This window comes from Luteitalea sp., from assembly GCF_022842525.1.
GTDB lineage: Bacteria > Acidobacteriota > Vicinamibacteria > Vicinamibacterales > Vicinamibacteraceae > Luteitalea.
This window is the reverse complement of record NZ_JALHPM010000112.1, coordinates 1-23,218: the sequence shown is the minus strand read 5'-3', so window position 1 is coordinate 23,218 and position 23,218 is coordinate 1. Positions and strand designations below refer to the sequence as shown.

At 70.8% G+C, this 23,218-nt stretch carries 18 protein-coding genes; 10 read left to right on the top strand and 8 right to left on the bottom strand.

Going from position 1 to position 23,218, the window contains the following annotated elements:
• Window positions 1-977: DUF3320 domain-containing protein (locus tag Q0C41_RS19920; protein WP_291986680.1), on the top strand; the 977-nt coding region annotated here is incomplete at its 5' end.
• Between the two features lie 144 nt (window positions 978-1,121).
• Here the strand turns inward: Q0C41_RS19920 and Q0C41_RS19915 are convergent.
• A complete protein-coding gene (locus Q0C41_RS19915; RefSeq protein ID WP_291986678.1) occupies window positions 1,122-3,725 on the bottom strand; it encodes a zinc-dependent metalloprotease in 2,604 nt (867 codons plus the stop codon).
• 23 nt (window positions 3,726-3,748) lie between these two features.
• Entirely contained in the window at window positions 3,749-5,491 is a 1,743-nt protein-coding gene (locus tag Q0C41_RS19910; RefSeq protein WP_291986676.1) for a GntP family permease, read from the bottom strand.
• A gap of 48 nt (window positions 5,492-5,539) precedes the next feature.
• Here Q0C41_RS19910 and araD point away from each other — a divergent pair, with 48 nt between their 5' ends.
• From araD to Q0C41_RS19865, 9 genes are all read left to right on the top strand, one after another.
• Window positions 5,540-7,309 (top strand): L-arabinonate dehydratase, encoded by a 1,770-nt coding sequence (gene araD / locus Q0C41_RS19905; protein WP_291986674.1) that lies wholly within the window; start codon window positions 5,540-5,542, stop codon window positions 7,307-7,309.
• Between the two features lie 117 nt (window positions 7,310-7,426).
• The gene (locus tag Q0C41_RS19900; protein WP_291986672.1) at window positions 7,427-8,344 is read left to right on the top strand and encodes a dihydrodipicolinate synthase family protein; all 918 of its coding nucleotides are present in this window, start codon (window positions 7,427-7,429) and stop codon (window positions 8,342-8,344) included.
• Between the two features lie 89 nt (window positions 8,345-8,433).
• On the top strand, window positions 8,434-9,240 hold the full coding sequence (locus tag Q0C41_RS19895) for a sigma factor (RefSeq protein WP_291986670.1): 807 nt from the start codon (window positions 8,434-8,436) through the stop codon (window positions 9,238-9,240).
• Complete coding sequence (locus tag Q0C41_RS19890; RefSeq protein WP_291986668.1) at window positions 9,237-10,241, top strand: hypothetical protein; 1,005 nt, start codon at window positions 9,237-9,239, stop codon at window positions 10,239-10,241. Before Q0C41_RS19895 ends, Q0C41_RS19890 begins: the two co-directional genes overlap by 4 nt.
• Window positions 10,241-11,938: a hypothetical protein gene (locus Q0C41_RS19885; protein WP_291986666.1), complete on the top strand. Its 1,698-nt coding sequence runs from the start codon at window positions 10,241-10,243 to the stop codon at window positions 11,936-11,938. Before Q0C41_RS19890 ends, Q0C41_RS19885 begins: the two co-directional genes overlap by 1 nt.
• 59 nt (window positions 11,939-11,997) lie before the next feature.
• Entirely contained in the window at window positions 11,998-14,451 is a 2,454-nt protein-coding gene (locus tag Q0C41_RS19880) for an AAA family ATPase (RefSeq protein WP_291986664.1), read from the top strand.
• Window positions 14,448-14,840, top strand: a complete 393-nt coding sequence (locus Q0C41_RS19875; protein ID WP_291986662.1) for a hypothetical protein — start codon at window positions 14,448-14,450, stop codon at window positions 14,838-14,840. Before Q0C41_RS19880 ends, Q0C41_RS19875 begins: the two co-directional genes overlap by 4 nt.
• Window positions 14,821-15,258, top strand: coding sequence for a DUF3293 domain-containing protein (locus Q0C41_RS19870; protein ID WP_291986660.1), 438 nt, complete (start codon window positions 14,821-14,823; stop codon window positions 15,256-15,258). The genes Q0C41_RS19875 and Q0C41_RS19870 overlap by 20 nt, the downstream gene beginning before the upstream one ends.
• Window positions 15,259-15,348: 90 nt before the next feature.
• Entirely contained in the window at window positions 15,349-15,999 is a 651-nt protein-coding gene (locus Q0C41_RS19865; RefSeq protein WP_291986659.1) for a hypothetical protein, read from the top strand.
• A gap of 63 nt (window positions 16,000-16,062) precedes the next feature.
• Here the strand turns inward: Q0C41_RS19865 and Q0C41_RS19860 are convergent, their stop codons facing one another.
• From Q0C41_RS19860 to Q0C41_RS19835, 6 genes are all read right to left on the bottom strand, one after another.
• Entirely contained in the window at window positions 16,063-16,452 is a 390-nt protein-coding gene (locus Q0C41_RS19860) for a PIN domain-containing protein (protein ID WP_291986656.1), read from the bottom strand.
• A complete protein-coding gene (locus tag Q0C41_RS19855; RefSeq protein ID WP_291986654.1) occupies window positions 16,449-16,721 on the bottom strand; it encodes a ribbon-helix-helix protein, CopG family in 273 nt (90 codons plus the stop codon). Before Q0C41_RS19855 ends, Q0C41_RS19860 begins: the two co-directional genes overlap by 4 nt.
• Before the next feature lie 159 nt (window positions 16,722-16,880).
• Window positions 16,881-17,789: a sulfurtransferase gene (locus Q0C41_RS19850; RefSeq protein WP_291986652.1), complete on the bottom strand. Its 909-nt coding sequence runs from the start codon at window positions 17,787-17,789 to the stop codon at window positions 16,881-16,883.
• Window positions 17,790-17,811: 22 nt separating this feature from the next.
• Window positions 17,812-20,880 (bottom strand): SMC family ATPase, encoded by a 3,069-nt coding sequence (locus Q0C41_RS19845; protein WP_291986650.1) that lies wholly within the window; start codon window positions 20,878-20,880, stop codon window positions 17,812-17,814.
• Window positions 20,877-22,142 (bottom strand): exonuclease SbcCD subunit D, encoded by a 1,266-nt coding sequence (locus Q0C41_RS19840; RefSeq protein WP_291986647.1) that lies wholly within the window; start codon window positions 22,140-22,142, stop codon window positions 20,877-20,879. The genes Q0C41_RS19845 and Q0C41_RS19840 overlap by 4 nt, the downstream gene beginning before the upstream one ends.
• Before the next feature lie 46 nt (window positions 22,143-22,188).
• A complete protein-coding gene (locus Q0C41_RS19835; RefSeq protein WP_291986645.1) occupies window positions 22,189-23,088 on the bottom strand; it encodes a sulfurtransferase in 900 nt (299 codons plus the stop codon).
• Between the last annotated feature and the right edge of the window lie 130 nt (window positions 23,089-23,218).

Genomic DNA, 23,218 nt, shown 5'->3' with positions numbered 1-23,218 from the left:
AGTCGCCCTTCGAGCAGGAGGTGGTGACCGACCTGGCGCGACGCGGGCACCTCGTCCAGCCGCAGGTCGGCGTGGCCGGCTATCGGATCGACATCGGCGTGCGCGACCCCGGGGCTCCTGGCCGCTTCCTGCTGGGGATCGAATGTGACGGCGTGGCCTACCACGCGTCCGACACGGCCCGGGATCGCGACCGCCTCCGCCAGCAGGTCCTCGAGGCACGCGGGTGGACGATCGTCCGCCTCTGGAGCACCGACTGGTTCAAGGATCGCGTCGGCCAGATGGAGCGACTCGAACGGGCCATCGACGACGCGCGGCGTCGCGGACCGGTGGGAGTCGGGGCCGGTGTCCCTGCCGAGCCCACTCATGTGTCGGCTGTAGCTGCCGGACTTGTCCGGCAGACCGATCGGCCGGACGAGGAGACCGATCAGGCCGTCGCATCTCGCAGCGCCGTGCCCTACGTCAAGGCCAGCGCGCCCGCGAGCGTCACCGGCAGCGGCGTGCTCGAGTGTGACCTGTCGGTGCTGGCCTCGTTCGCCGCCCATGTCGTCGGCATCGAGTCACCGGTGCACGAAGACGACGTGGTGGCGCGGGTGGCGGGCTTCTGGGACCAGCGGGTCGGCACGAGGATTCGGGCGCACGTGCTGGCTGCCTGCTCGGAGGCCGTCAGGCGCGGCGCAGTCGAGCGACGCGAGGCGTTTCTCTGGGTGCCGGGGTCGGCGTGCCAGCCGCGCGACCGATCCGACACCGGGATCGGCGCCGATCGCATTGCGCCGGAGGAGTACGACGCCGCCGTCCGCGCGGCGCTGGCCGGTGGTCGCATCCTGCGACGCGACGCACTGCTCGTGGAGGCGCGCACGCACCTGGGATTCGAGCGCACCGGGAGCACGCTCGGCGCCGCCCTCGAGTCGTCCCTCCAGCGACTGGTCGCCAGCGGGACGATCGGCGAGGGCAGCGACGGCTATCGCCTGCGTCGGTAGGCCCGAGGTGCAGGGCCCGCCAGGCCCGCCGGGTAGGGCCCGTTTTCCAAACGGGCCGTCACCGTCAGTGCAGTAGGGCCCGTTTTCCAAACGGGCCGTCACCGTCAGTGCAGTAGGGCCCGTTTTCCAAACGGGCCGTCACCGTCAGTGCAGCGCGTCCAGCACCGAGCAGGACCACTCGTTCACCACCGCAGGCAACTCGATCTCCCACGATGCGAGGCCGCGACCGGGCGCGCCCGTGGGACGCGCGGGCCCGTCGGGCGGTGCGAGCCGCTGGGCATCGAGCGCACCGGCGATGGCCACACGCGCGTCCTCGAGGTGCCGACGGGTGGCGGCGTCGGTGGCCTTCGGCAGGGCGGCGCGGACCTCGGCGTCGAGCGCCTTGAGTTCGCCGCGGTACAGCGCCCGGGCTTCGTCGGCCGTCGGCGTGATGCGCGCCGAGGCGAGCTCGAGGTGCGCACGCTGCAGGTTGCGACGATACGCGTCGATGGTCACCGTCGGGGCCGCGAGCTCCGACCACAGGCCCTTGCGCACGTCGCCAAGGAACGTCGTCGGCTGGTAGGCCGCGGCGCCATCCACGGCCGAGAGCTCCACCATGCGGGCGAGGCGTGTCGGGCTGAGCAGGTTCGACAGGATGCGCAGCTGCGCGGTGCGCACGCGATCGAGCGTGCCGGTCGGCTCGACACGGCGCAGGACCTCGGTGTCGAGCAGGAACGTCGGCGTGGTGAACGCCTTCTTGTTGAGGAAGGCGACGGCCTCGGCCTGGCGCGCCCTGGCAATCGGCGCGAAGCGCTGGCCACTCTGGCCGCCGTGCTTCTGCTGCGAGTCGAGCCCGCCGACCACGGAGACGACGTGGTTCAGCTCGGTGGACCACTGCCCGACCGTGCGGCTGTAGAGCTCGGTGAGGTCGCGCCAGTTCTCTCCTGACAGGGTCGTTGCCGGCAGCAGCATGCCCGCCACGCGTTCCAGGTTCTTGAGTCCCAGGCCAGTCGCGATCACGGCGTTGGCGTCGCCCACGGCCTCGGTCTGCTCGCCGGGATCGCTGCCGCTGCTGCCGGCGGTCGAGAAGCGCAGCCACGGCGTGGCGTCCTGCGCGCGGGCCCACTCGTCGAGCGTCTTCTTCTCGGCATCCGGCGACGTGGCGCCCGGAATCGGCGCGTAGCCCCACCTGGTCGCGAAGACGTCGTAGGGACCGATGCCGGGGATCAGCAGCTTCGGGTCGATCTTGTCCTCGGGCTGCGCCACGTAGTTGAAGCGCGAGTAGTCCATCAGCGTCGGCGTGTGGCCCATCGTCTTCAGCCACTCGGGATCGCGGAGCTTCTCGACCGGATACAGCGAGCTCGCCTTCATGTTGTGCTGGAAGCCGAGCGTGTGGCCGACCTCGTGCGCGACGACGTACTGCACGAGTTCCCCCATCAGATCGTCGGGCATCGGCAGCGTCTTCGTGCGGGCGTCGAGCGGCCCGGCCTGCGTGAAGTACCACGACCGCTGGAGGTTCATGATGTTGTGGTACATCTGGATGTCCGACTCGAGGATCTCGCCCGTGCGCGGGTCGCTGACGTGCGGCCCCGAGGCGTTCTCGATCGTCGACGGCAGCCACCGCACCACCGAGTACCGTGCATCCTCGGGCTGCCAGTCCGGGTCGTTGGCCGGCGCATCCTTCGCGATGATGGCGTTGCGGAAACCCGCCGCCTCGAAGGCCGGCTGCCACTGCTCGATGCCCTTCTTCACGTACGGCACCAGCTTGGTCGGCGTCGCTGGATCCACGTAGTAGACGATCGGCTTGACCGGCTCGGACACGGCGGCCGAGGGATCCTTCTTCTCGAGGCGCCAGCGCGTGATGTAGCGGCGCTCCGGGGCGCGATGTTCATCGACGCCGTAGTCCATCTGCCGCACCGTGAAGTAGCCGACCCGATCGTCGTAGAGGCGTGGCTGCATCGGCGTCTCCGGCAGGCGCACCATGCTGAAGTTCATCAACACGCTGTAGCTGCCCGGGCCGAGTGGCGCCGACTGGAACGGGTTGGGCGGGCCCGACGGGCCACCGCCGGCCGGCGAGGTCTCGGGCGGCACGGTGTAGGTGTGGATGGCCTGCACTTCGACGTTGGTCGGGAACGCCGAGGCACGCTCGATGAAGGCGCGCGATCCGTCGAAGCCGCGCGCGCGGAGGCGCGGCCGCACCGAGAGCTCGGGCAGTTCGGTGGTGAAGAGGCGCGTGACGTCGATGACCACGCTGTCCTTGCCCAGCGCCTCGACATTGAAGCTCATGACGATCGGATCGAAGTTGGCCGCGGCCACGGCCTTCGCGATCGGGAGGGCCTTGTCCGCGACGACGTCGTAGGAGACCTTGCGCAGGAAGACGCGATTGCCGCGGCGATCCCACCGGACGACCTGGCGCCCCGCCGCCTGGCCGCCATAGCCGACCCCGAGCGTGGTGCGGGCGATCTGGGTCACCCACAGGAACTCCTTGCCGAGTTCGGCCGCGGGAATCTCGTAGAAGACCTTGTCCTTGATCCGGTGCAGCGTGAAGACGCCGGCATCGGACCGGGCGTCCTTCGTGATCACCTTGTCGTAGGCCTTCGGCTCCGGGCTCGCCTCGCGCGCGCCCCCACCACCGGGGCGCTCACCCGCGGGGGCGTCCTGGTCACCGCCAGGCGCCGGCGGCGTGGGCTGGGCAGCCGCACTCGAACAGGGAATGAGCCACGCGGCCAGCACAGCGGCCGCGGACAGGCGCAGGAACAACCGGAACATCGAACCTCCTCCAGATGACACGTTCAGACACGTGGCCAGACGGCGGCCAGAACCAGGGTGACGATCAGCCCGACGCAGCCTTCCACGAAGACCATCGCGCTCGCGGTGCGCAACGTCTGCGCCTCGGTCATGCCGCTCATGCGGGCGATGACCCAGAAGCCGCTGTCGTTCATCCACATGCCGATCTTCGACCCCGCGCCGATGGCCACGGCCACGTAGACGGGGTGATACGGCAGGGTGCCCGCCAGCGCGATCGGCCCGACGATGCCGACGGCGGTGATCATCGCGACGGTGGCCGATCCCTGCGCGATGCGCACGAGCGCGGTGATGCCCCAGGCGATGGGCAGCAACAACAGCTTCTGCGCGGGGACCGTCGCCGCCGCCAGCTCGGCCATCCCGGCCTGGCGCAGCACGGCACCCAGGGCCCCGCCCGCGGCGATGACCAGGATGATCTCACCCGCTTCGACTACGCCGTCGCGCACCGTCCTGCGTACGAGGTCGCCCCTCGTTGGGAGGGACGGCTCACCGAGCCGTCCCTCACCCTTCGCGGGATCGACGGGTGCGTACCACCAGAGCAGCGCGAGCGCCGCACCCGCCGAGAGCGTCAGCGCGAGGTTCTTGTCGCCCATGACGCGGACAGCGCGGACGACCCACGCCGGGAGCCCATACGTGGACGTGGCCAGCGCCGAATCGGCGCTGATGAGGAGCACCGGCAGCAGAATCGGCAGCACCGACCACACGAGCGGCGGCAGTCCCCTGGGCAGGGCGTCGTCGCGGGGTAGGGACCGCTCTCCGAGCGGTCCGTCACCGTCAGTCCCTGGGCCCGCCGTCGCCGGCACAATCTCGTGCCCCCACCGCGCGTCGGCCCACAGGGCGTACGCGTACCCGCCCATCGCGGCGCAGGCGGCGACGATCGCGCCCTGCTGCATCATCATCGCGATCGGGATGCCCATCGCGTCGGCCACGAACAGCGGGCCGGGCGTCGGCGGTACCAGCGAATGCGTCATCGTGGCGCCGGCGACGATGGCGAGGACGAACAGGACGTAGTGGCGCCGGGTCTCGAGCCACATCGCCTTGGCCAGCGGCAACAGCAGGTAGAACACCGCCTCGGCGAACATCGGGATGCCGAGCAGGAAGCCGCTGCCGAGAAACGCCAGCGGCGTGCGTGACGCGCCGACGGCGCGACGCATCGAGACGACGATGCGTTCGGCGCCTCGAGCGGCCATGAGGCAGCCGCCGAGGATGGAGGCCATGGCGATCAGGATGCCGATGTCGAGCGCGGTGCGGCCGAAGCCGGCCGAGACCCGCGCGCCGATCGTCTCGCCACCGATCCTGGTGGCCGCACGCGACACGGCCGCGGTGGTGATCCAGTCGCCGGGCTGTGGCGCCAGGTCGTCGACGCCGGTGACCACGAGGGTGCGTTGGCCGGCGGCGGGTGACGCGGTCGCAGACGCGGCAGCCTCGTCGACCTGTGCCGTCCCGACGCGACGAGGACGCACCGCGCCGCGTTCCAGGCGAAACACCTCGTAGGTGGTCCCTGGCACGAACTGGCCGCGGCGGGCCGTCACCGAGACGCGGGCGGCGGCCACGCGATCCACCCGTGCCCCCTCCCGCGTGAGTTCGTAGCGCTCGATGGACGCCGGTGGCGTAAGCGCGGCGACGGCGAGGGCGGCGACGATCAGCGTCAGGAACGCGTGCAGCCGCAGGGCCAGCACGCCGGTGATCACGATCGCCAGGGCGACCGCCAGGATGAGCAGTGGACTCAAGAGGCGGTTAGCGTAGACTTCCGCGACGGTTTTTGCCAGCGTCGCCCGATGCCAGAGCCACCCCTGCCACCCGCACCCCGCGCCTCGACGCGCCCTGCCCGACGCGAGGTGGCCGACCTGCGGTCACAGCGCTGGTTCGCGCCCGACGACCTCCGCAGCTTCGGGCATCGCAGCCGACTCAGGCAGATGGGCTACGCGGCCGACGACGCCGAGGGCAAGCCGGTCATCGCCATCCTCAACACGTGGAGTGACCTGCAGCAGTGCCACGGCCACTTCCGCGAGCGCGCCGAGGACGTCAAGCAGGGCGTGTGGCAGGCCGGCGGGTTCCCGGTGGAGATGCCGGTGCTGTCGTTGTCGGAGATGTTCGTCAAGCCGACGGCGATGTTCTACCGCAACCTCCTCTCGCTCGAGGTCGAGGAGATCCTGCGCTCCCATCCGATCGACGGCGTCGTCCTGATGGGTGGCTGCGACAAGACGGTGCCCGGGCTCCTGATGGGCGCCATCTCGATGGACCTGCCGGCGATCTTCGTGCCGGCCGGGCCGATGCTGGCGGGCCGCTTCCGCACCGAACGCCTGGGCAGTGGCACGGATGTCTGGAAGTACTGGGCCGAGCGCAAGGCCGGCCACCTCGACGACTGCGCGATGCGGCAGGTCGAGGAAGGCATCGCCCGATCGCCAGGCACGTGCATGACGATGGGGACGGCCTCGACGATGGCGGCGATCACCGAGGCGCTGGGGATGACGCTGACTGGCGCGGCGACGATTCCCGCGGTGCACTCGGCCCACGCCCGCATGGCGACCGCGGCAGGCCGACGCGCCGTGGATCTGGTGTGGGAGGACATCCGCCCCTCGACCATCCTCACCGCCGACGCCTTCCGCAACGCCGTCGTGACGGACATGGCGCTGTGCGGGTCGACCAACGCCATCATCCATCTGATCGCGATGGCGCGTCGGGCCGGTGTGCCGCTGTCCATCGAGGACTTCGATCGCATCTCGCGGGAGGTGCCGGTGGTCGTGAACCTGCGACCCGCCGGCGAGTTCCTGATGGAGGACTTCCACGACGCGGGCGGCGTGCCGGCGCTGCTGTCGCGCCTGCGCGATCACCTGGCGCTCGACTGTCGCACGGTGAACGGCAGCAGCCTGGCTGAGGTCGTCGCTGGCGCCGAGGTCCTGTCCGATGAAGTCATCCGCCCGATGGATCGGCCACTGGCGCACGCGGGCGGGACCTTCGTGCTGCGCGGCAACCTGGCGCCGGACGGCTGCGTGATCAAGCCGACGGCCGCCGAGCCGCGTCTGCTGAAGCACATCGGCCCGGCCCTGGTGTTCGCCACGTATGCGGACCTCAAGACTCGCATCGACAGCGAGGACCTCGCGGTCACGCCCGACCATGTGATCGTGCTGCAGAACGCCGGCCCCGTCGGTGCGCCGGGCATGCCCGAGTGGGGCATGCTGCCGATTCCGAAGAAGCTGCTGCAGCAGGGGGTGCGCGACATGGTGCGCATCTCGGATGCCCGCATGTCGGGCACGAGCTACGGGACCTGTGTGCTGCACGTGGCACCGGAGGCCGCCATCGGGGGGCCGCTCGCGCTGGTGCGCGACGGCGACCTCATCGAGCTCGACGTCGCGGCGCGCCGCCTGCACCTGCACGTGTCGGAGGAGGAACTCGCGGCACGGCGGGCCACGTGGACGGCACCACCCCGCCGCTACGAGCGCGGCTACAGCCGGCTCTTTCTCGAGCAGACCTCGCAGGCGCCGGAGGGCTGCGACTTCACGTTCCTCGAGTTCGGCGCGAAGACGCCGGAACCGGACATCTACTGAAATCAGACAATTTGAAATTGGATATGTGAGATTCCCGACGACGTCGAGCAGGGCTTGCCGCAGCGGCCGCCCCATGAGTGCGTGCCCAGCATTTCAAATGTCGAATTTCCAATTGCCATGATCACGACTCCCCTGACCCCCGCCCACTTCACCCGCTCCGTGATGGCTGTGCCGCCGCTGGCGCGGGCGGCGGATCGTTCGCTGGCCGAGGAGGCCAACGGTCGCATCGTGCGGCATCTCGAGCGAGGAGGGGTGTCGCTGCTGCTCTACGGCGGGAACGCCAACTTCTATCACCTGCCGCTGCCGGAGTACGACGCGGCGCTGTCGATGCTGGCGCGGCTGGCCGGGCCCGAGACGCTGGTGGTGCCGTCGGCCGGGCCGACCTATGCCCTCCTGCTCGAGCAGGCGCGGGCGATTCGCCGCCAGGCGTTCCCCACGGTGATGGTGCTGCCGCAGCAGGGCATCACGACGAGCGAGGGCGTGGCCAACGGGATTCGCGAGTTCGTGGCGGCCGCGGGCGTGCCGGTCATCGTGTACGTCAAGAACGACGGCTACATCGAGCCGGCCGACATCGCAGCGCTCGACAAGGAAGGGCTGGTGAGCGCGGTCAAGTACGCCGTGGTGCGCAAGGACACCAGCGACGACCCGTATCTGCGGACCCTCACGAGTCTGGTGGACCCGCGCAAGGTCATCAGCGGCATCGGCGAACAGCCCGCCATCGTCCACGTGCGCGACTTCGGACTGGGCGGCTTCACGAGCGGCTGTGTCTGCGTCGCACCGAAGCTGTCGCAGGCGATGCTGGCCGCCGTCACTCGTCAGGACTGGGTCGAGGCCGAGCGCATCCGCGCGATCTTCCGGCCCCTGGAAGACCTGCGCAACGCCATCAATCCCATCCGCGTGCTGCACCAGGCGGTCGAGAGTGCGGGCATCGCCGAGACGGGTCCGCTGCTGCCGCTGCTGACCACCGTCGGCGCCGAACACGTGCCGGCGATCGCCGCCGCCGCGCAGGCACTGCTGGCGGCGGACGCGGGGTGAGGTCGCCGCAGGTTCCCAATCCGTCCCCCGTGTCAGACCCCGGCGGGCGCGCGCGTCTCGCCCTTTGTGAGGAGTGAACCACCCTGGGTATGACCCTGTCGGATGCCCTCGTGTCGATGGCGCCCTCGGACTCGACGCTGTCCGAGACCGACGCGACGCAACGTGACGACGCCATCGTCCTCGTCTATGGCGCCCTGGCCCGCCTGGCGCGCCGTGTGGTGCGGGAGCCGCTGCGCGACGAGGTCGTGCAGAAGCTGATCATCCACCTGATGAAGGCCCGTCCGGGCAATCGTCGGTACACGGCGACCGACAGCGAGGCGGAGGCCTACCTGCTCCGGTCGCTGCGCAACAAGGTGACCGATCTGCACCGACGGGCGCAGCGGGATCAGGCGCGACTGGTCTCGATCGACGCCGGAGACGAGGGCAAGCCGCTGCACCAGCCCCGCGACCCGGAGACGCCGGAGACCCGTGCGTTGATCGAGGAGCGCGTGCAGCTCGGGGTCGAGGCGAGAGCAGTCCTCTTCGAGCAGGCGGTGCCCGCCATTGCCCGAACACTCCAGCACCCCGACGGCTTCCAGGCCAACGTCGCCGATCTGCGGGCCATCGCGACGGGCGAGCTGACCGTGGACGCGATCGTCGCGCGCGAGGGCGGCGAGGGGCCGACCTTCGTGAAGGTGCGCAATCGCGTCTATCAGCGCCACAAGCGCACCCGGGCGTATCTGCTCGAGGTGCCACGCAACAAACCCGACGACCTCGCGCGACTGACCGCGTGGCTCGGCGCCGCGCAGTTGCCGGCGGCGCTCGAGGCGGAGGTCCGTCGCCTCGCCGCCCTCATCTTCGCGCCGCGGGTCGAACGCGGCGACGTCACGCCGGACTCGCAGGAACAGGACTCATGAGCATGACCCCGGAGATGCGGGCGGAACTGCAAGCGCTGGGGATCGAGCCCGGGATGCTCGGCCCGGCCGAGCAGCTGGCGCTGCCCCCGACTGGCCCCCAGGCGCTGGCGCCGGCGCCATCGCCGGCCACGACGCTGCTGCCGGCCTACAGTCCCCTGATGGACACGCTGGGACTGCGCATCGAGGTGGACCCGGTCGGCGGCGAGCTGCGCGTCATATCCCGCGGCGCCGCGGCGTTTCAGGTGCGACCCGGTCTGCACGAGACGCAGGCCGCGGTGGCAGACGAGGCGGGCATCTCGCGCGTGACGCTGCAGCAGGCAGGGCGGTTCCTCATCGAGTCCATTGGCGGTACGCCGATGGTGGTCGGATGGCGGGACACGGGTGCCCTGGTGCTGCAGCCGGTCTACGCGTGGCCAGGGCCCCCCGTCGAGGAGTGGACCGTGAAGACGCAGGACAGCTGGATGCAGGCACAACTGGCGGCCACGCCGGATGCCGATGCCTGGTCGCGGACGACGTTGGCAGGACAACTGGCGCGGCTGTGCGAACCCGACACGAGGGACGTGGCCGCGCTGATCGCCAGCGGGCGCCTGCAGGACCTGGTGAGCGAGGTCGAGCTCGCACCGCGCCGATGGGCGCGCACGCTCGGTGCGCCGGCCCGCGAGGCGCTGGAACAGCAGGCGATGCGACGAGCCGAGGCGCTCGGCGACGACCTCACCGATTTGTTCGACACGCTGTCGGCCGACATGGGCGAGGCTTCGCAGGCGTGGGCGCGGCTGTGCCACCGCCGTGACGACCTCGAAGGCGTCCGCCTGCTGCTGCGCGAGGCGGGGGCGGGGTCCGCCCTCGATGCGGTGCTCGACGAGGCCGACCGCATGGGCCGGGCGATTCGCATCAACCTCACCGGGGCCGTGACGGCCACCGATGAACGCCTGCGTCGCGTGGCCCTCGGCGATCCGTCGGCCTGGTGGGGCAGCACGGATTTCGAGGCGCACTACTTCTGATGCCCTTCCTGAAGCCGCACCTCGACGCACGCGCGCTGGTCGCGGGGCCGTGGTGCTGGCCTGCGCCCGGCGTGCGGCTGACCAGTCTGCTGACCCGCCACGGCGCGATGCCGGAGGCGCCCGTCGGGGCGATTGCCGCCCTGACGGTGCAGGAGGACGGCACCATCGCGCTGTGGTGCATCCGCCACGGGCGCCACGGGCGCCACGACGACGGCGGCGCCACGCTGGGACCGGTGATGCGCCGGTCGTGGCGCGACGTGGGCGTCGCCCTGCCACGCGGCCTGCCGGTCCTGTGGGACAGCATGCACAGCGCCACCGCCACGCTGCCGCAGGTCACCTATCTCGCCTCGGTCCGGGACGCGCCGGGGGTCCCGAGCCTGCACCATCCCGTCGATGGCTCGTCGTTCGGTCTCGCGTTCATCCTCAGCCTGGCCTCGACCGTGCTCGGCTGCGCCCTGCCCGGCGACGTCGTGGCCTCGGCAGCGGTCGACGCCACGGGTGCCGTCGGCCCGGTCGGCGGACTGGCCCGGAAGATCGCCGGTCTTCGGACGATGGCGCCACACGTCACGCGCGTGCTCGTGGCCGCCTCGCAGGTCGAGGAAGCAGTCGCCGCGGCCGGCGACAGGCTCCGGGTCGTCGCGGTGGCGCACGCGTCGGAGGCCATCGAGGTCGCGTTCGGGGACCGGTTGTCGCAACTCGTGGTGCAGGCGGGTGAGGACCCGCAGCGGCGCGCCGAGCTCACCGAGAGCTTCTTCCGGTTGGCCTTGATGGGCAGTGATGCGCTGGTGGACTGGGCGCCGGTCATGCGCGGCGCCACGCTGGCGCTCGACCGCTGGACGGACCTGTCGCCCGCGGCGCACTACCGGCTGGCATTCGCGCAGGCGGTGGCGGCGCGGCATCACCAGAACGGCGGCACCATCGGCATGCCGCCCGAGGGCTGGCTCGACGCCCTGCCGCGCATGGTGCGCGTGCAGGTCGTGGCGCACCTCGTGCAGCAGTCGGCCGATGCCGGCACGCCGGCACCGGCAGTGGTCGAGCCGCAGGCGGCGCGACTGGTCGATCACGCGCTCATGGAGTCGTCGGCGGCCGAGCTGCGCCTGCGCGGCGCCCTCGCGCGCCTGCTGGCCGTCACCGGGCGACCGCAGGACGCCCTGCAGAGGCAGGAGCAGCTCGCGGCGGCGTTCGCGGCCATCTATGCCGACACCGACATCGCGTATCCGCTGTCGGAGTGGGCGCGGCTGGCTGGGGCGCTCGGCGACGCGGCGTCGCTGGATCGCGCGCAGGCTTTCCACGCGCGGCTGCTGGGAGAAGGTGGCTACCGACGGCTCGGGCCGCGCTTCGTCGAGCTGGCCCTCGCGCGCGGCCGCCTGATGCTCGACCCGGACGATGCCGAGGCCGTGCAGCTGGCTCGGCAGCTGGCCGAGGATGATGCGTTGCCCGACCATGTGCGGTGGTGCGCGCGCCGCTGGATCGGCGCGGCGGGTCGTGCGGCGCTGCAGGCGGCCGCCCTGCACGGCCATGTCGTCGCGGCGCGCAATCTCGAGCTGCTGCAGCTCGACGAGGCGCTGCGCACCGGCGCGGCCGATGCCGCGGCCGCGTGCGTGGATGCGCTCGAGAGTTACGATCCAGGTCCGGTCGGGCACCTGCGCCGCGCAGGCGCCACGCCCGGAGACATCGCGCGCTTGTACCCGTACTGATTCCGGCAGGCCGCAGGGCGCAGGCGGCCGGCCTCCGAGTGGTGAAACGAGAAGGGTCCGTGCCAGCCAACCCCATTCAGGACGACCTGCTGCGTCGCCTCACGGCGAGCGGCAAGGACCACGAGACGTTCGCCGCCTACATCGCTTATGCGTGCGACGGCGATCAGGCCCTTGCGCTTGCCATCGATGAGGGTCGCGCGTCGGCTGGCACCGTCGACATCACGCCGACACCGCGAGGAGACACTCCGCGCGCCTACTTGAAGGCGATCACCGTCCGGGCGTTTCGAGGCATCGGCCCCGAGCGCACCATCAGGATTGATGAGGGGCGGGGCATCACGGTGGTCAGCGGGCGGAACGGCTCTGGCAAGAGCAGCTTCGCCGAGGCCGCCGAACTGCTGTTCACGAATGCGTGCGCGCGATTCAGCACGGCGGTGGCGGCCGACGGCTGGCGCAATCGGCACGAGGCTCACCCGCCACTGATCTCGGCGGACCTCGCCGTGGAGGGCATCGGCGATGTGACGTTCTCACGCAAATGGGGGCGGGACGCGGCGCTGACCGATGGCGAGACAGTCGTCAGGACGCCGACCATCACCGTCCCGCTTGGCGAGACGCCTTGGCTGTCGGCCTCGGTCGAGTACCGTCCGTTTCTGGCGTACTCCCAGCTCGGCGACATGTTCGATGCCAAGTCCCAGTTGCACGACGCACTCGTGCGCGGCCTCGGTGTCGAGGAATACGAGGCAGTCCGGACCATCGTGAAGAAGGCGGCCTCCGATCGCGAGAAGGACCAGGAGGCTGCCCGGGACAAGGCCGCAGACGTCATCGCATTCGCCATCGAGGCGGGCACTCGGGCAGAAGATGCGCGCCTTGCGCAGGTGGTGACGCTGCTCAAGGCTCGCCACTGGGATCTGGAGGCCATTGCGCCACTCGTGAGCACCGAGGGCGACGAGGATGACCGTGCAGGGATGCTGCGCGGTCTCGCCAGTGTTGTTCCGCCTGACGCGGAAGCCGCGGCTCAGCTCGCCGCCGCCGTGCGATCCGCGGATGCCGCGAGCCGGAGGCTGGACCGACTCAGCGCCGGGCGCGCGCGACAGGTTGCCGATCTGCTCGACAAGGCACTCGAAGTCACGCGGACGCTGAAGTCCACCGACTGCCCGGTGTGCGGCAGCACGGAGGTGATCGACGCGGCGTGGCGCGCCCGCACGGAGGAGGCCGCGGCCCGGTTGCGTACGGATGCCACTGATGCGAGCGCCGCCCAGCAGGCCCTGCAGGTCGCCCGCACGCGTGCCGTTCAGTTCTGCGCACCACCTCCGGCGATTCTGCGCGATGCCGCGCGAACGGGCGTCGACGTCGCAAGTCTCGAGCAGGCATGGCAGGCCTTCGCCAATCCGGTCGTGGACGAAAGCCCCGCCGCGCTGGCCAGTCGCCTCGAGGCCGGACCGGGCGCGATTGCCGAACGACTCACCCCCCTCGTCGAGGCGGCGCGCGCGGAACTGGCGCACCGCGAAGACGTCTGGCGGCCGGTGGCGCTCGTGCTGGCCGAGTGGCTGCCACTCGCACGGCGCGCAGCCGCGGGGAGTGAGGCCCGGGCGCAGCTGACGAAGGCCGACAAGTGGTTGCGCGAGGAGATTCTCAAGATTCGCGCCGAACGATTCGCACCGATCGAAGACAAGGCTCGCGAGTACTGGGCGATGCTGCGTCTGCAAAGCAGCGTCGAGCTGTGTGGCGTCAAGGTGGTCGGCTCGAGGACGCGCCGCGCGGTGGAACTCGAAGTCACGGTGGATGGCAGTGACTCGAAGGCCCTCAGCGTCATGTCGCAGGGAGAGCTCAACAGCCTGGCGCTGAGTCTGTTCCTGCCTCGCGCGACGATGCCGGACACGCCTTTCGGATTCGTGCTGATTGACGATCCGGTCCAGGCGCTCGACCCCTCGAAGGTCGAGGGTCTCGCGCGGGTGCTGCACCGTGTCGCCGAGACGCATCAAGTGATCGTCTTCACGCACGACGACCGACTGCCGGAAGCGGTGCGGCGCCTCGACATTCCGGCAACCTTCGTCGACCTCACGCGCAAGGACAAGTCGGTGGTCGAGGTCCGCCGCACCAGGGGTCCCGTACGGCTGCTGCTCGATGATGCCGCGGCGGTGGCGAGGACCGAGCACATGCCAGACGGCATCAAGTTGCGCCTCGTCCCGAGCTTCTGTCGTTCGGCTCTCGAGGCCGCCTGTCAGGAGGTCGTGCGCGCGCGGCGCCTCGGCAAGGGCGATGCGCACGCCGACGTGGAGCGCACGCTCACTGCCGCCACCGGCCTGCGCAAGCTGATGGCGCTCGCACTGTTCGACGATGACACCAGGGGCGGCGAAGTCGAGCATCGGCTTGCCACGGCAAAGGCCCAGGCTCACAAGCAGACGTTCCTGTCGTGCAAGGACGGCGCACACGGCAACTTCGCGGGAGATCCCCTGGCTCTGATCGACGCGACGGATGCCCTGGTCAAGTTCTTGCGGACGAAGGTGAGCCTGTGAAGGGCGCGCCCGGTGCGCTCGAGATGCTGGCCTTGTGCCGGACCCTGGTCAACAGCGATGACTGGGCACTGTCGTTCTGGTGGGGTCGCGGTGCCGCGGTGCTGGCGAGGCAAGCGGTGGAGTTGTCGCTCGACGAGTTCTGGGCGCAGCGTGCGATGCCCATGATGCTGGCGTCGGCGCGGGGCCAGTTTCTCGCGCTGCGCCTCTACTACGAGGACCCCGCCGCCACGAGTGACGGCTACGTGACCTGGTCGCTGCTGAGCCGCGCCTGCCACCATCACCCCTACGAGCTTCAGCCCACGCGCGATGAGGTGCTCGGATGGGTCGAAGCAGCGGAACGCTTCTACCATGTGCTGCAGACCGGGAGCCATGACATCGTTGGACGCTGAACTGATCGCCGCCTACCAGCGCACGGAGTACCGCGTCGCCGACGGCCGGCATGCCTTCGTGCTGCGGGTGGAGGAGCGCGCGCCCCTGCTGCGCGTGTGCCACGAGACCTTCGACGTCACGTGCTCGGCCTACATCACCGCGTGGAATCCACGCAGCGTGGCCACACCGCTGGACGTGAATCGGGCCGCGATGGCCCGCCTCGAACAGGAACTGACGCGTGCGGGATGGCGCTGGCTGCGGGGGGAAGGCGTCGACCCGGAGGGGGCGTGGCCGCCGGAGCCGAGCCTGCTGGTGCTCGGCCTCGACGAGGCGTCCGCCGTGGCCCTCGCACGCCGCTACGATCAGAACGCCCTCGTGTGCGCCGGCGCCGACGCAGTGCCGCATCTCGTGATCTGCGCCACGCCTGCCGCGCCCTGACGTCCTGCCGCCTGCCGCGTCCTCGCGCGACGTCGCCCCTGCATGTCAGAAGGACCGGCGCTCGCGCGTGTCCGTGTCATGGAGCGACTCATGAAGACGGACATCACGGTGGTGCTGGATCGGTCGGGCTCGATGAACGCCATCGCCCGGGACGTGGTCACGGGCCTGAACACGTTCGTGCGCAAGCAGCAGGCCGTCGAAGGCGAGGCATGGTTCACCCTCGTGCAGTTCGACGACGAGTACGACGTCGTCCACTTCCGGGTGCCGATCGCCGACGTGCCGCCGCTGACGCGTCGCACCTACGTGCCGCGTGGCTCGACCGCGCTGCTCGACGCGATCGGGCGCGCCATCCTCGACATCGGCGCGCGCATCGATGGCCTCGCGCCGGATCATCGGCCCGACCAGGTCGTCTTCGCGGTGGCCACCGACGGCCAGGAGAATTCCAGCCACGCCTTCACGCGACGGCAGGTCTTCGAGATGATTCGTCAGCGCGAGAAGGCCGGCGCGCGGGCGGCGCCGACATGGGAGTTCATCTTCCTGGCCGCCAATCAGGACGCCATCGCCGAAGGGGGTCAGATGGGCTTCGACGCCGCGCGATCGGTGGACTTCGATGCCGATGGCCGCGGGGTCTACGTCGCGATGAGCCTGATGCACGACAAGGTCGCCCAGAAGCGTCGCGCGGGACAGGCGCCGATGACCTTCGACGCCAGCGATCGCGCCAGGGCGAGTCGGAAGCACTGACACCGGGCACCGGGCACCGGGCCACGAGCACCGGGCCCGCGGGCAACCGGCACGCAGCGGCCGTCAGGCGTCGGCGAGCTGCAGCCCGGCGTCGACGAAACGCGCGAAGTGCGGGTCCGCGGTGGCAAGCACGGCCTCGGCGTCGATCGCGGCCGCCGCGATGAGGCAGTCGGGCAGCGAACTGCGCCTCCGGCCCGACAGGTTGAAGAGTCGCGCGGCCTGCTCGGCGTGGGCCCCGGTGATCGGCGTGGCCTCACCCACCAGCCGCCGGGCCACGCCGAGCGTGCCATCGTCCAGCGGGCCCGCCAGGAACTCCGCCCACACCACGGCGCTGAGCGACAGCGTCCGCCCCCCGTCGAACCAGCCCTCGAGGCGCGCCGCTTCCGGCGTGCCCGGCAGCAGCGCCCGAATCAGGAAACTCGTGTCGAGGTGCACCCCGCCCGGCTCCGTCATGCCTCGTCCCCAGGCGTGCGCCAGGCGTCACGCTCGGCACGGACCTCGGCCACCCAGGTCTCGACCTGCTCCGGGGTCAAGTTCGCTCGCTGCTGCAGTTCGCGGAGCAGCGCGACCCGCTCTGCCCCGGCCGACTGCTCGTCGGCCATCCGGACCGCTCGTCGCAATACTTCGGACTTCGCCACGTCCCACCGCCTTGCCAGGTTTTCGATGCGCCGCATGGTCTCCGCGTCCAGGGAATATGTCGCACGCACAGATGTTACAGCCATAACAAGAGTATGGCAGTATTCACACTCGCGCGCAACGCTGTTGTCTTGTGACCGCCGACTCCGCACGAGGCAGATGTCGTGCCGTCTCGGGTCCGCGGCAAACACGAAAGGGCCGACCCCCGCGGGGCCGGCCCTTGGCACTTTCTGCGATCGTTCAGGCTATCTGGGGTTGCCGCTCTTGATCACCGGAGCGCCGGACTCGCTCCACTCCTGGTAGGAGCCGTCGTAGAGCTTCGCGTCGTAGCCGAGCATCCGCGCCACGAGGAAGGGCACCGAGGCCTGCACGCCCGAGTTGCAGTAGGTGACGACGGACTGGCCGGGGGAGACGCCGGCGGCGGCGAGCATCTGCTTCAGGTCGGCGGCGGACTTCAGCGTCTTGTCGTCGTTGAAGAACGCGGTGAACGGCAGCGTCGCCGCGCCGGGCACGTGCCCGGGGCGCTTGATCTCGCCCTTGCGATCGTCTTCGCCGGTGTAGGACGTGGTCGGTCGCGCATCGACGAGCGTCACGCCGGGCGTCTCGAGGTGCCCGCGCACCCAGGCGAGATCGACGAGGGCGGCGGCGCGCGGTCGCAGCGTCAGTGTGCCTGTCGCCGGTGCCGAGGGCATCTCGGCCGAGACTGTCTGCCCGGCGCGCACCCAGGCGGGCAATCCGCCGTCGAGCACCGCCGTCTGGCCGCCGAGGCCAGCGTAGTCCAGGGTGAACGCCACGCGCGCCACCTGCGGGATCTCGTCCTTCGCGAAGTAGACGACCACGCGCGAGGTCTCGCTGATGCCGAGGGCCTCCAGTTTCGCCTCGAGGTCGGCGGGAGCGGGCATCTCGTTCTGGAGCGGCGGCTGCGAGGCCGCCGTGATCATCGGGAGGGTCACCAGGCGCGCGCCCGGGATGTGCTCCCTGGCGTAGGCCTCCTTGTCGCCGACATGCAGCAGGACGAGGTTCGGCTGCGTGAGCGCGGCAGCGAGGGTGGCCGGGGTGATGAAGGTCGGAGCGTCCGCCGGCGCCTGCGCGAACGAGACGCCACCAGCGACGAGGGTCACGACGGCCCCGAGAGCAAGGGTTCGGAACATCATGCCGCCATCGTACCCCTTGCGTTCACGTCCGGACGTCCCACCGCGATCCATCCGGCCGCTTGTCGATGACGATGCAGGCAGGCATGCGGTCGGTGAGTTCGCGGACGTGGGTGATGATGCCGACCATGCGTCCGCTGACCTGCAGCGACTCGATCGCCGAGGCGACGACGTCCTGGGCCGCGGCGTCGAGGGTGCCGAAACCTTCATCGATGAAGAGGCTGTCCAGCCGCACGGCACCCGCTGCCCGCTGCACCTGCTCGCTCAGTTCGAGCGCGAGCGCCAGGGACGCCAGGAACGTCTCGCCTCCGCTCAGCGTATCGGCCGCGCGCACTTCCTGGGCGTTGTCGTGGTCCACCACGACGAACTCGTCGTCTTTCCACTGCAGCGTGTAGCGACCGGAGAGCTCGAGCAGCCGGGTGGAGGCACCCGCCACGAGGCGCTCGAAGGCCTCTCGGAGCAGCCAGGCCTGGAAGGCGTCCGCCTTGAGGTCGGCGGAGAGGCGCGCATGGATCTCGTGCGCGGCGCGCGCGGCGGCCAACTGCCCGTGCAGCGTGCTGGCGTGGAGCGCGCGGGCCCGCATGCCGCCGACCTGGACCTCGAGCTGGGCGGCACGGCGAAGCGTGTCGGTGACGGCCTGCTCGGCGTCGCGTTCCCGCGCGATGCAGGCGGCACGCTGCGCCTCGCTGACGGCGGCTGGCCCGACACGCGCCTCCAGGTCGGCGACCTGGGCCGTGACGGCCGCGAGGTGTCGCGTGTAGCCACTGGCGTGCGCCTCGAGCGTCTCGAGCGCCTCGTCGTCCAGCAGCGCGGCGGCCGCCTCGTCCGCACTGGCGAATCCGAGCGCGGAGAGAGCCTGCCCGGCGCGCTCGGCAATCGTCGCGAGCGCCGTGCGGGCTTCCTCGCACAGACGCGTGGCGAGGCGCTCGGCCTCCGTGGCCGCGGCCAGTTCGGTGTCGTCGCGCTGGGCCTCGACACGTGCCGCGTCGAGGGCGCCCTCGGCATCCACCAGCCGTCGTTCGAGGCGCGCCAGTTCGGCGCGAGGGTCTGCGGCATCGGTGATGGCGAGAATCTCGGCGTGCAACTGGTCGTGGGCGGTCTGCCTGGCGACGAGTTGCTCGCGACGTGTCGCGAGGTCGCGCTGGCAGGCCTCGAGCGCCTGCGTGGCGAGCGCCACACGGTGCTCGGCGTCCACACGCGTGGCCTGCGCAATCTGGTGCTGTCGCGCGCGCGTCTCGCGCTGGGCGCGGATGGCAGTGAGGTCGTCGAGGCGCTCGAGCAGCCAGTGTTCCGGCATCGACGCACTCGACGCCGGCAGGTAGTGCCGCAGGTCGGCACCCAGGGTCGCGACGCTGCTGGTGATGCGATCGCGGAGCTCGGCGCGCATGTGCTCGACGGCGGCCAGTTGGCTGCGGGCGCCGTCGGCAGCCGCCAGCGCTCGCACATGCAGGTCGTGATGCGCCGTGACGCGCTCGGCGAAGGTGCGGCAGGCCTCCGTGGCGTCGTTCTGCACGTCGAACAGCGAGGTCAGCTCGGGCGGCAGGGCGACCGCCGGAACGGTCGCGACGGTCTGCTCGCACACCGGACAGGCGTCGCCGGCGTGCAGGTGACGCCGCAGGGTCATCGCACGATGGGCGTCCTGGGCCTCGGTCAGTCGACGGACGGCCTCGACCCGAGCGGTCTCGGCGCGCGCGAAGGCCTGCCTGGCATCCTCGAGCGCTGCCGCCTGCGCCTCGGCGATGCGCGCCGACTCGCGTACCGCCTCCTGCGCCTGGCGCCACTTCATCTCGACCGCGGGACCCTGCGCCCGCAGGCTGCGCAACTCGCGTGCGAGATCGCGCCCCTGCTCACACGCCTGCAACTCGATCGGGTCGTACGCCATCGCCCGCAGCGAGGCGTCGAGCCGCGCCTCGTCGCTCATCGCGTCCTCGAGCCGTTGGGCCTGCGCGCGGCCGTCGGCCTCCTTCGCGGCGACCTCACGCGTCAGGGACGCCACGTCGCGCGCGAGCAGACGACACTCGTCGTCCAGCGCGTCGCGATGCCGGAGTCGGCCTTCGAGGCCTCGGAGCACGGCGATGCGGGCCTTCACCGGCCCGAGGTCGGCGAGGGCCTGCCGCGCGGCGTCGAACCGCGCGTGCGTGGTCGCCCCCACAGCCTGGCTGCCGGCGAGGCGTGCGACGGCGCTCTCGTGCTCGGCCGTGCGCATCGCGAGACGGGCACGCGCATCGGCGAACTGCTCGATGGCCACGCCGACCTGCCGCGCCCGGCGTGATCGTGCGATGCGCTCCAGTCGCGCCACCTGCGCTCCGTCCTCCTTCAGCGTCACCGCGAGGTCGGCGCGTCGTGCGGCGAGATCGCGCGCCAGATGCACCCTCGCCTCCATCTCGACTCGCTGGCGGCGCGCCTCGTCACGCGCCTCGACCACCTGGGGCTGGACGACGGCGACACGGGCCAGCTCGTCCTCGGCGGCGGCAATCGCCTCGGGTGTCGCGTCGGCGTACGCCTCCAGTTGCCGTTCTGCGGCCTCGACATCCCGCTTCGCGTCGCGACAGCGCTCGCCGGCCAGCCGCTGCATCCGGTTGTAGATGGTCAGCCGCAGCAGTTCCTGCAGGATCTGCCGTCGCTGCGCCGGCGCGCCCTTGAGGAAGCGCGCGAACTCGCCCTGCGGCAGCACGACGGCCTGGGTGAACGCGTCGTAGTCGAGCCCGACGAGCCGCTCGATGGCGTCATCGACCTCGTGCACCCCGGAGGCCAGCGTCGTGGTGACGTCGCCCACGCGCTCGTCGAGCTGACACAGACCCGGACCGGACGTGCGGCGCACCATGCGCGTGACCACGAAGAGGCGGTCGCGCGCGGTGAACCGCAGGGTTACCGACATGCGGTCGCGGCCGTGGGAGATCAGATCCTTGACGCTGCCACGTCCCATCCGCGACACCTTGCCGTAGAGCGCAAAGGTGACGGCGTCGAGCACGGAGCTCTTGCCCGCCCCGGTCGGCCCCGTGATCGCGAACAGCGACAGCGCGGACAGGTCGAGCGTCGGTTGCGCTTCGCGAAAGCACGTGAAGCCCTGAACGTCGAGCGCGACCGGTCTCACGGCTCCACCTCCGACGCCAGCGCGTCCTCGTACAACGCATCGAAGGCCGCCAGCGTGGCCTCGTCCACCGTGGCGCCGTGCTGCTCGAGGAAGAGCGCGTACAGCGCCCGTGGCGCCAGCGTGCCCCCGCGCCCCGGATCGGGGCCTGCGGGCCGCGTGGCCGATTCGTCTTCCGACGGACCGCGGCGCAGGATGTCCACGCTCACGACACCGGGGATGGCCGCCCGCACGCGCCGATTGATGTCGGGATCGACCGCGCCCGCCGTGCAGTCGACGATCACGCGCAGGTGCGGGTGATCGGAGACGTCGACGATGGGCACCGCGAACAGATCGGCGGGAGGGGCCGCGGCCGCGCCAGGGGACGCGATACGCAAACGCGTGCCGACGCGAATCAGCTCGGCCGCCGTCACCGTGACCGTGCGCAGTGGCCGTGCCCCGGCGTACGGCCGTGGCTCGACGTGCGCGGGTCGCCCAGGCTGCGCGTCCACCAGGTTCCAGGCCTTCGGCTCACCCTCCTCGCCGAAGTCGAGCTGCATCGGCGCACCCGCGTACCACGTGGGCACCGGCGCGCCGACAATCTGCTGATGGCGATGGATGTGGCCGAGCGCGACGTACTGCGCGGTCGGCGGCAGCATCCCGGGGTCGGCGGCCCACGCCTCGGCAACGTGCACGCGGCGTTCGCTCGTCCCCACGGCCGCCCCCTGGAGGTGGGTGTGGGCCATGAGGATGTTGACCGCGTCGGCCCTGAAGCCGGCGCTGATGCCGGTGACGAGCCGCTCCATCCGCCGGGCATAGCGCGCGCCGGCGTCGTCTGGCGAGGCGCCGAGTTCCTCGGCGGACAGGAACTGCGACGGCCCGACGAACGGCACCATGCCGACGACCACGCGTTCGCCCGAGGCCACGTCGAGCGTGACGCACCCGCCCTGGTCGTGCGGCTTCACGACGCCACACGCCGTGACCTGCGCGAGCTCGGCCAGTTGCGCCCACGCCTCCACGCGTGCCGGGCTGTCGTGGTTGCCGGCGATGACCACCGACGGCACACGCAACTGACCGACACGCCGGAAGAAGCGGAAGACCAGACGCTCGGCCTCGGCCGACGGCGACGACGTGTCGAACACGTCGCCCGTCATCAGGACGAGGTCGACCCGCTCACGCTCGACGACCGACGCCAGATCGTCGAGCACGACCTCGAGCTCGTCGAGGCGCGACTGCCCCTTCCACGCCTTGCCAGCGTGCCAATCGGAGGTGTGGAGAAATCTCACAGCGATGATTCGTAGCCGTCGACCTTCAGGTCGACGGTCAGTGGTCTCACGGCTGCGTTCCCGTCTTCACGGGGGCGCTCGTCGTGCGTGCCCACTCCTCGAACGAGCCATCGAAGAGCTTGACGTCGTAGCCGAGCATGCGGGCCACCAACCAGGGGACGGTGGCCTGCTGTCCGATGTGACAGTAGGTGGCGATGGTCGAGCCTGGGGCGGCGCCGGCCGTCTTCAGCATGGCATCGAGCGCGACTTTCGGCTTGAAGGTGCCGTCCGGCTGTACCCACGTGTCGTACGGCGCGCTCACGGCACCGGCGATGTGCCCTGGACGCGGGATGCGGCCGTTGTTGTTGCTCTCGCCCGTATAGAACTGCGGGGTGCGCGCGTCGATGACGACGTGGCCCGGCGTGCCGACGTGGGCCTGCACCCAGGCGAGGTCGGCGACGATCTCGGGGCGTGTCTTGACCGTGAGGGTCCCCGCTGGTCGCGCCACCGGGGCATCCTTCGTCACCGCCTTGCCCGCGGCCTTCCAGGCCGGCATCCCCCCGTCCAGCACCATCGTCTGGCCGCCGAGCCCGGCGTAGTCGAGCGTGAAGACGATGCGCGTGACGCTCTGGATGACGTCCTTGCCCGTGTAGACGACCACCCGCGATGCGTCGCTGATGCCGAGCGCCTCGAGCTTGGTCTCGAGGGCGGCGGGCGCCGGCAGCTGCAGGCTGAGTCCGCCGTCCTGCGGGTCGGCAGCGATGGCGCGCAGCTCGACATGATGGGCGCCGGGCAGGTGTTCCAGGTCGTAGTCGGCCTTCGGCCCGACGTGCAGCAGGACGAGCGCGGCGTCGGAGAGCATCGGCTCGAGCTGCGCCGGTGTGATCAACGACGGCGCCGGCGGCTGCGCGGCGGCCGCGACGCAGGTCAGCGCGAGAGAGGCAAGTCCGGCGACGGGAACACGCATGTCTCAGGATAGCGCTTCGTTCTTCGAGGACGAACGTCGAACGCAGAACGCTGCGGCCAGAGCATCGACTCGCGCTGCATTCTGAATTTTGGTCCTTCCGGGAATAGCGTGGGCAGCTCGGGCCGGCTGC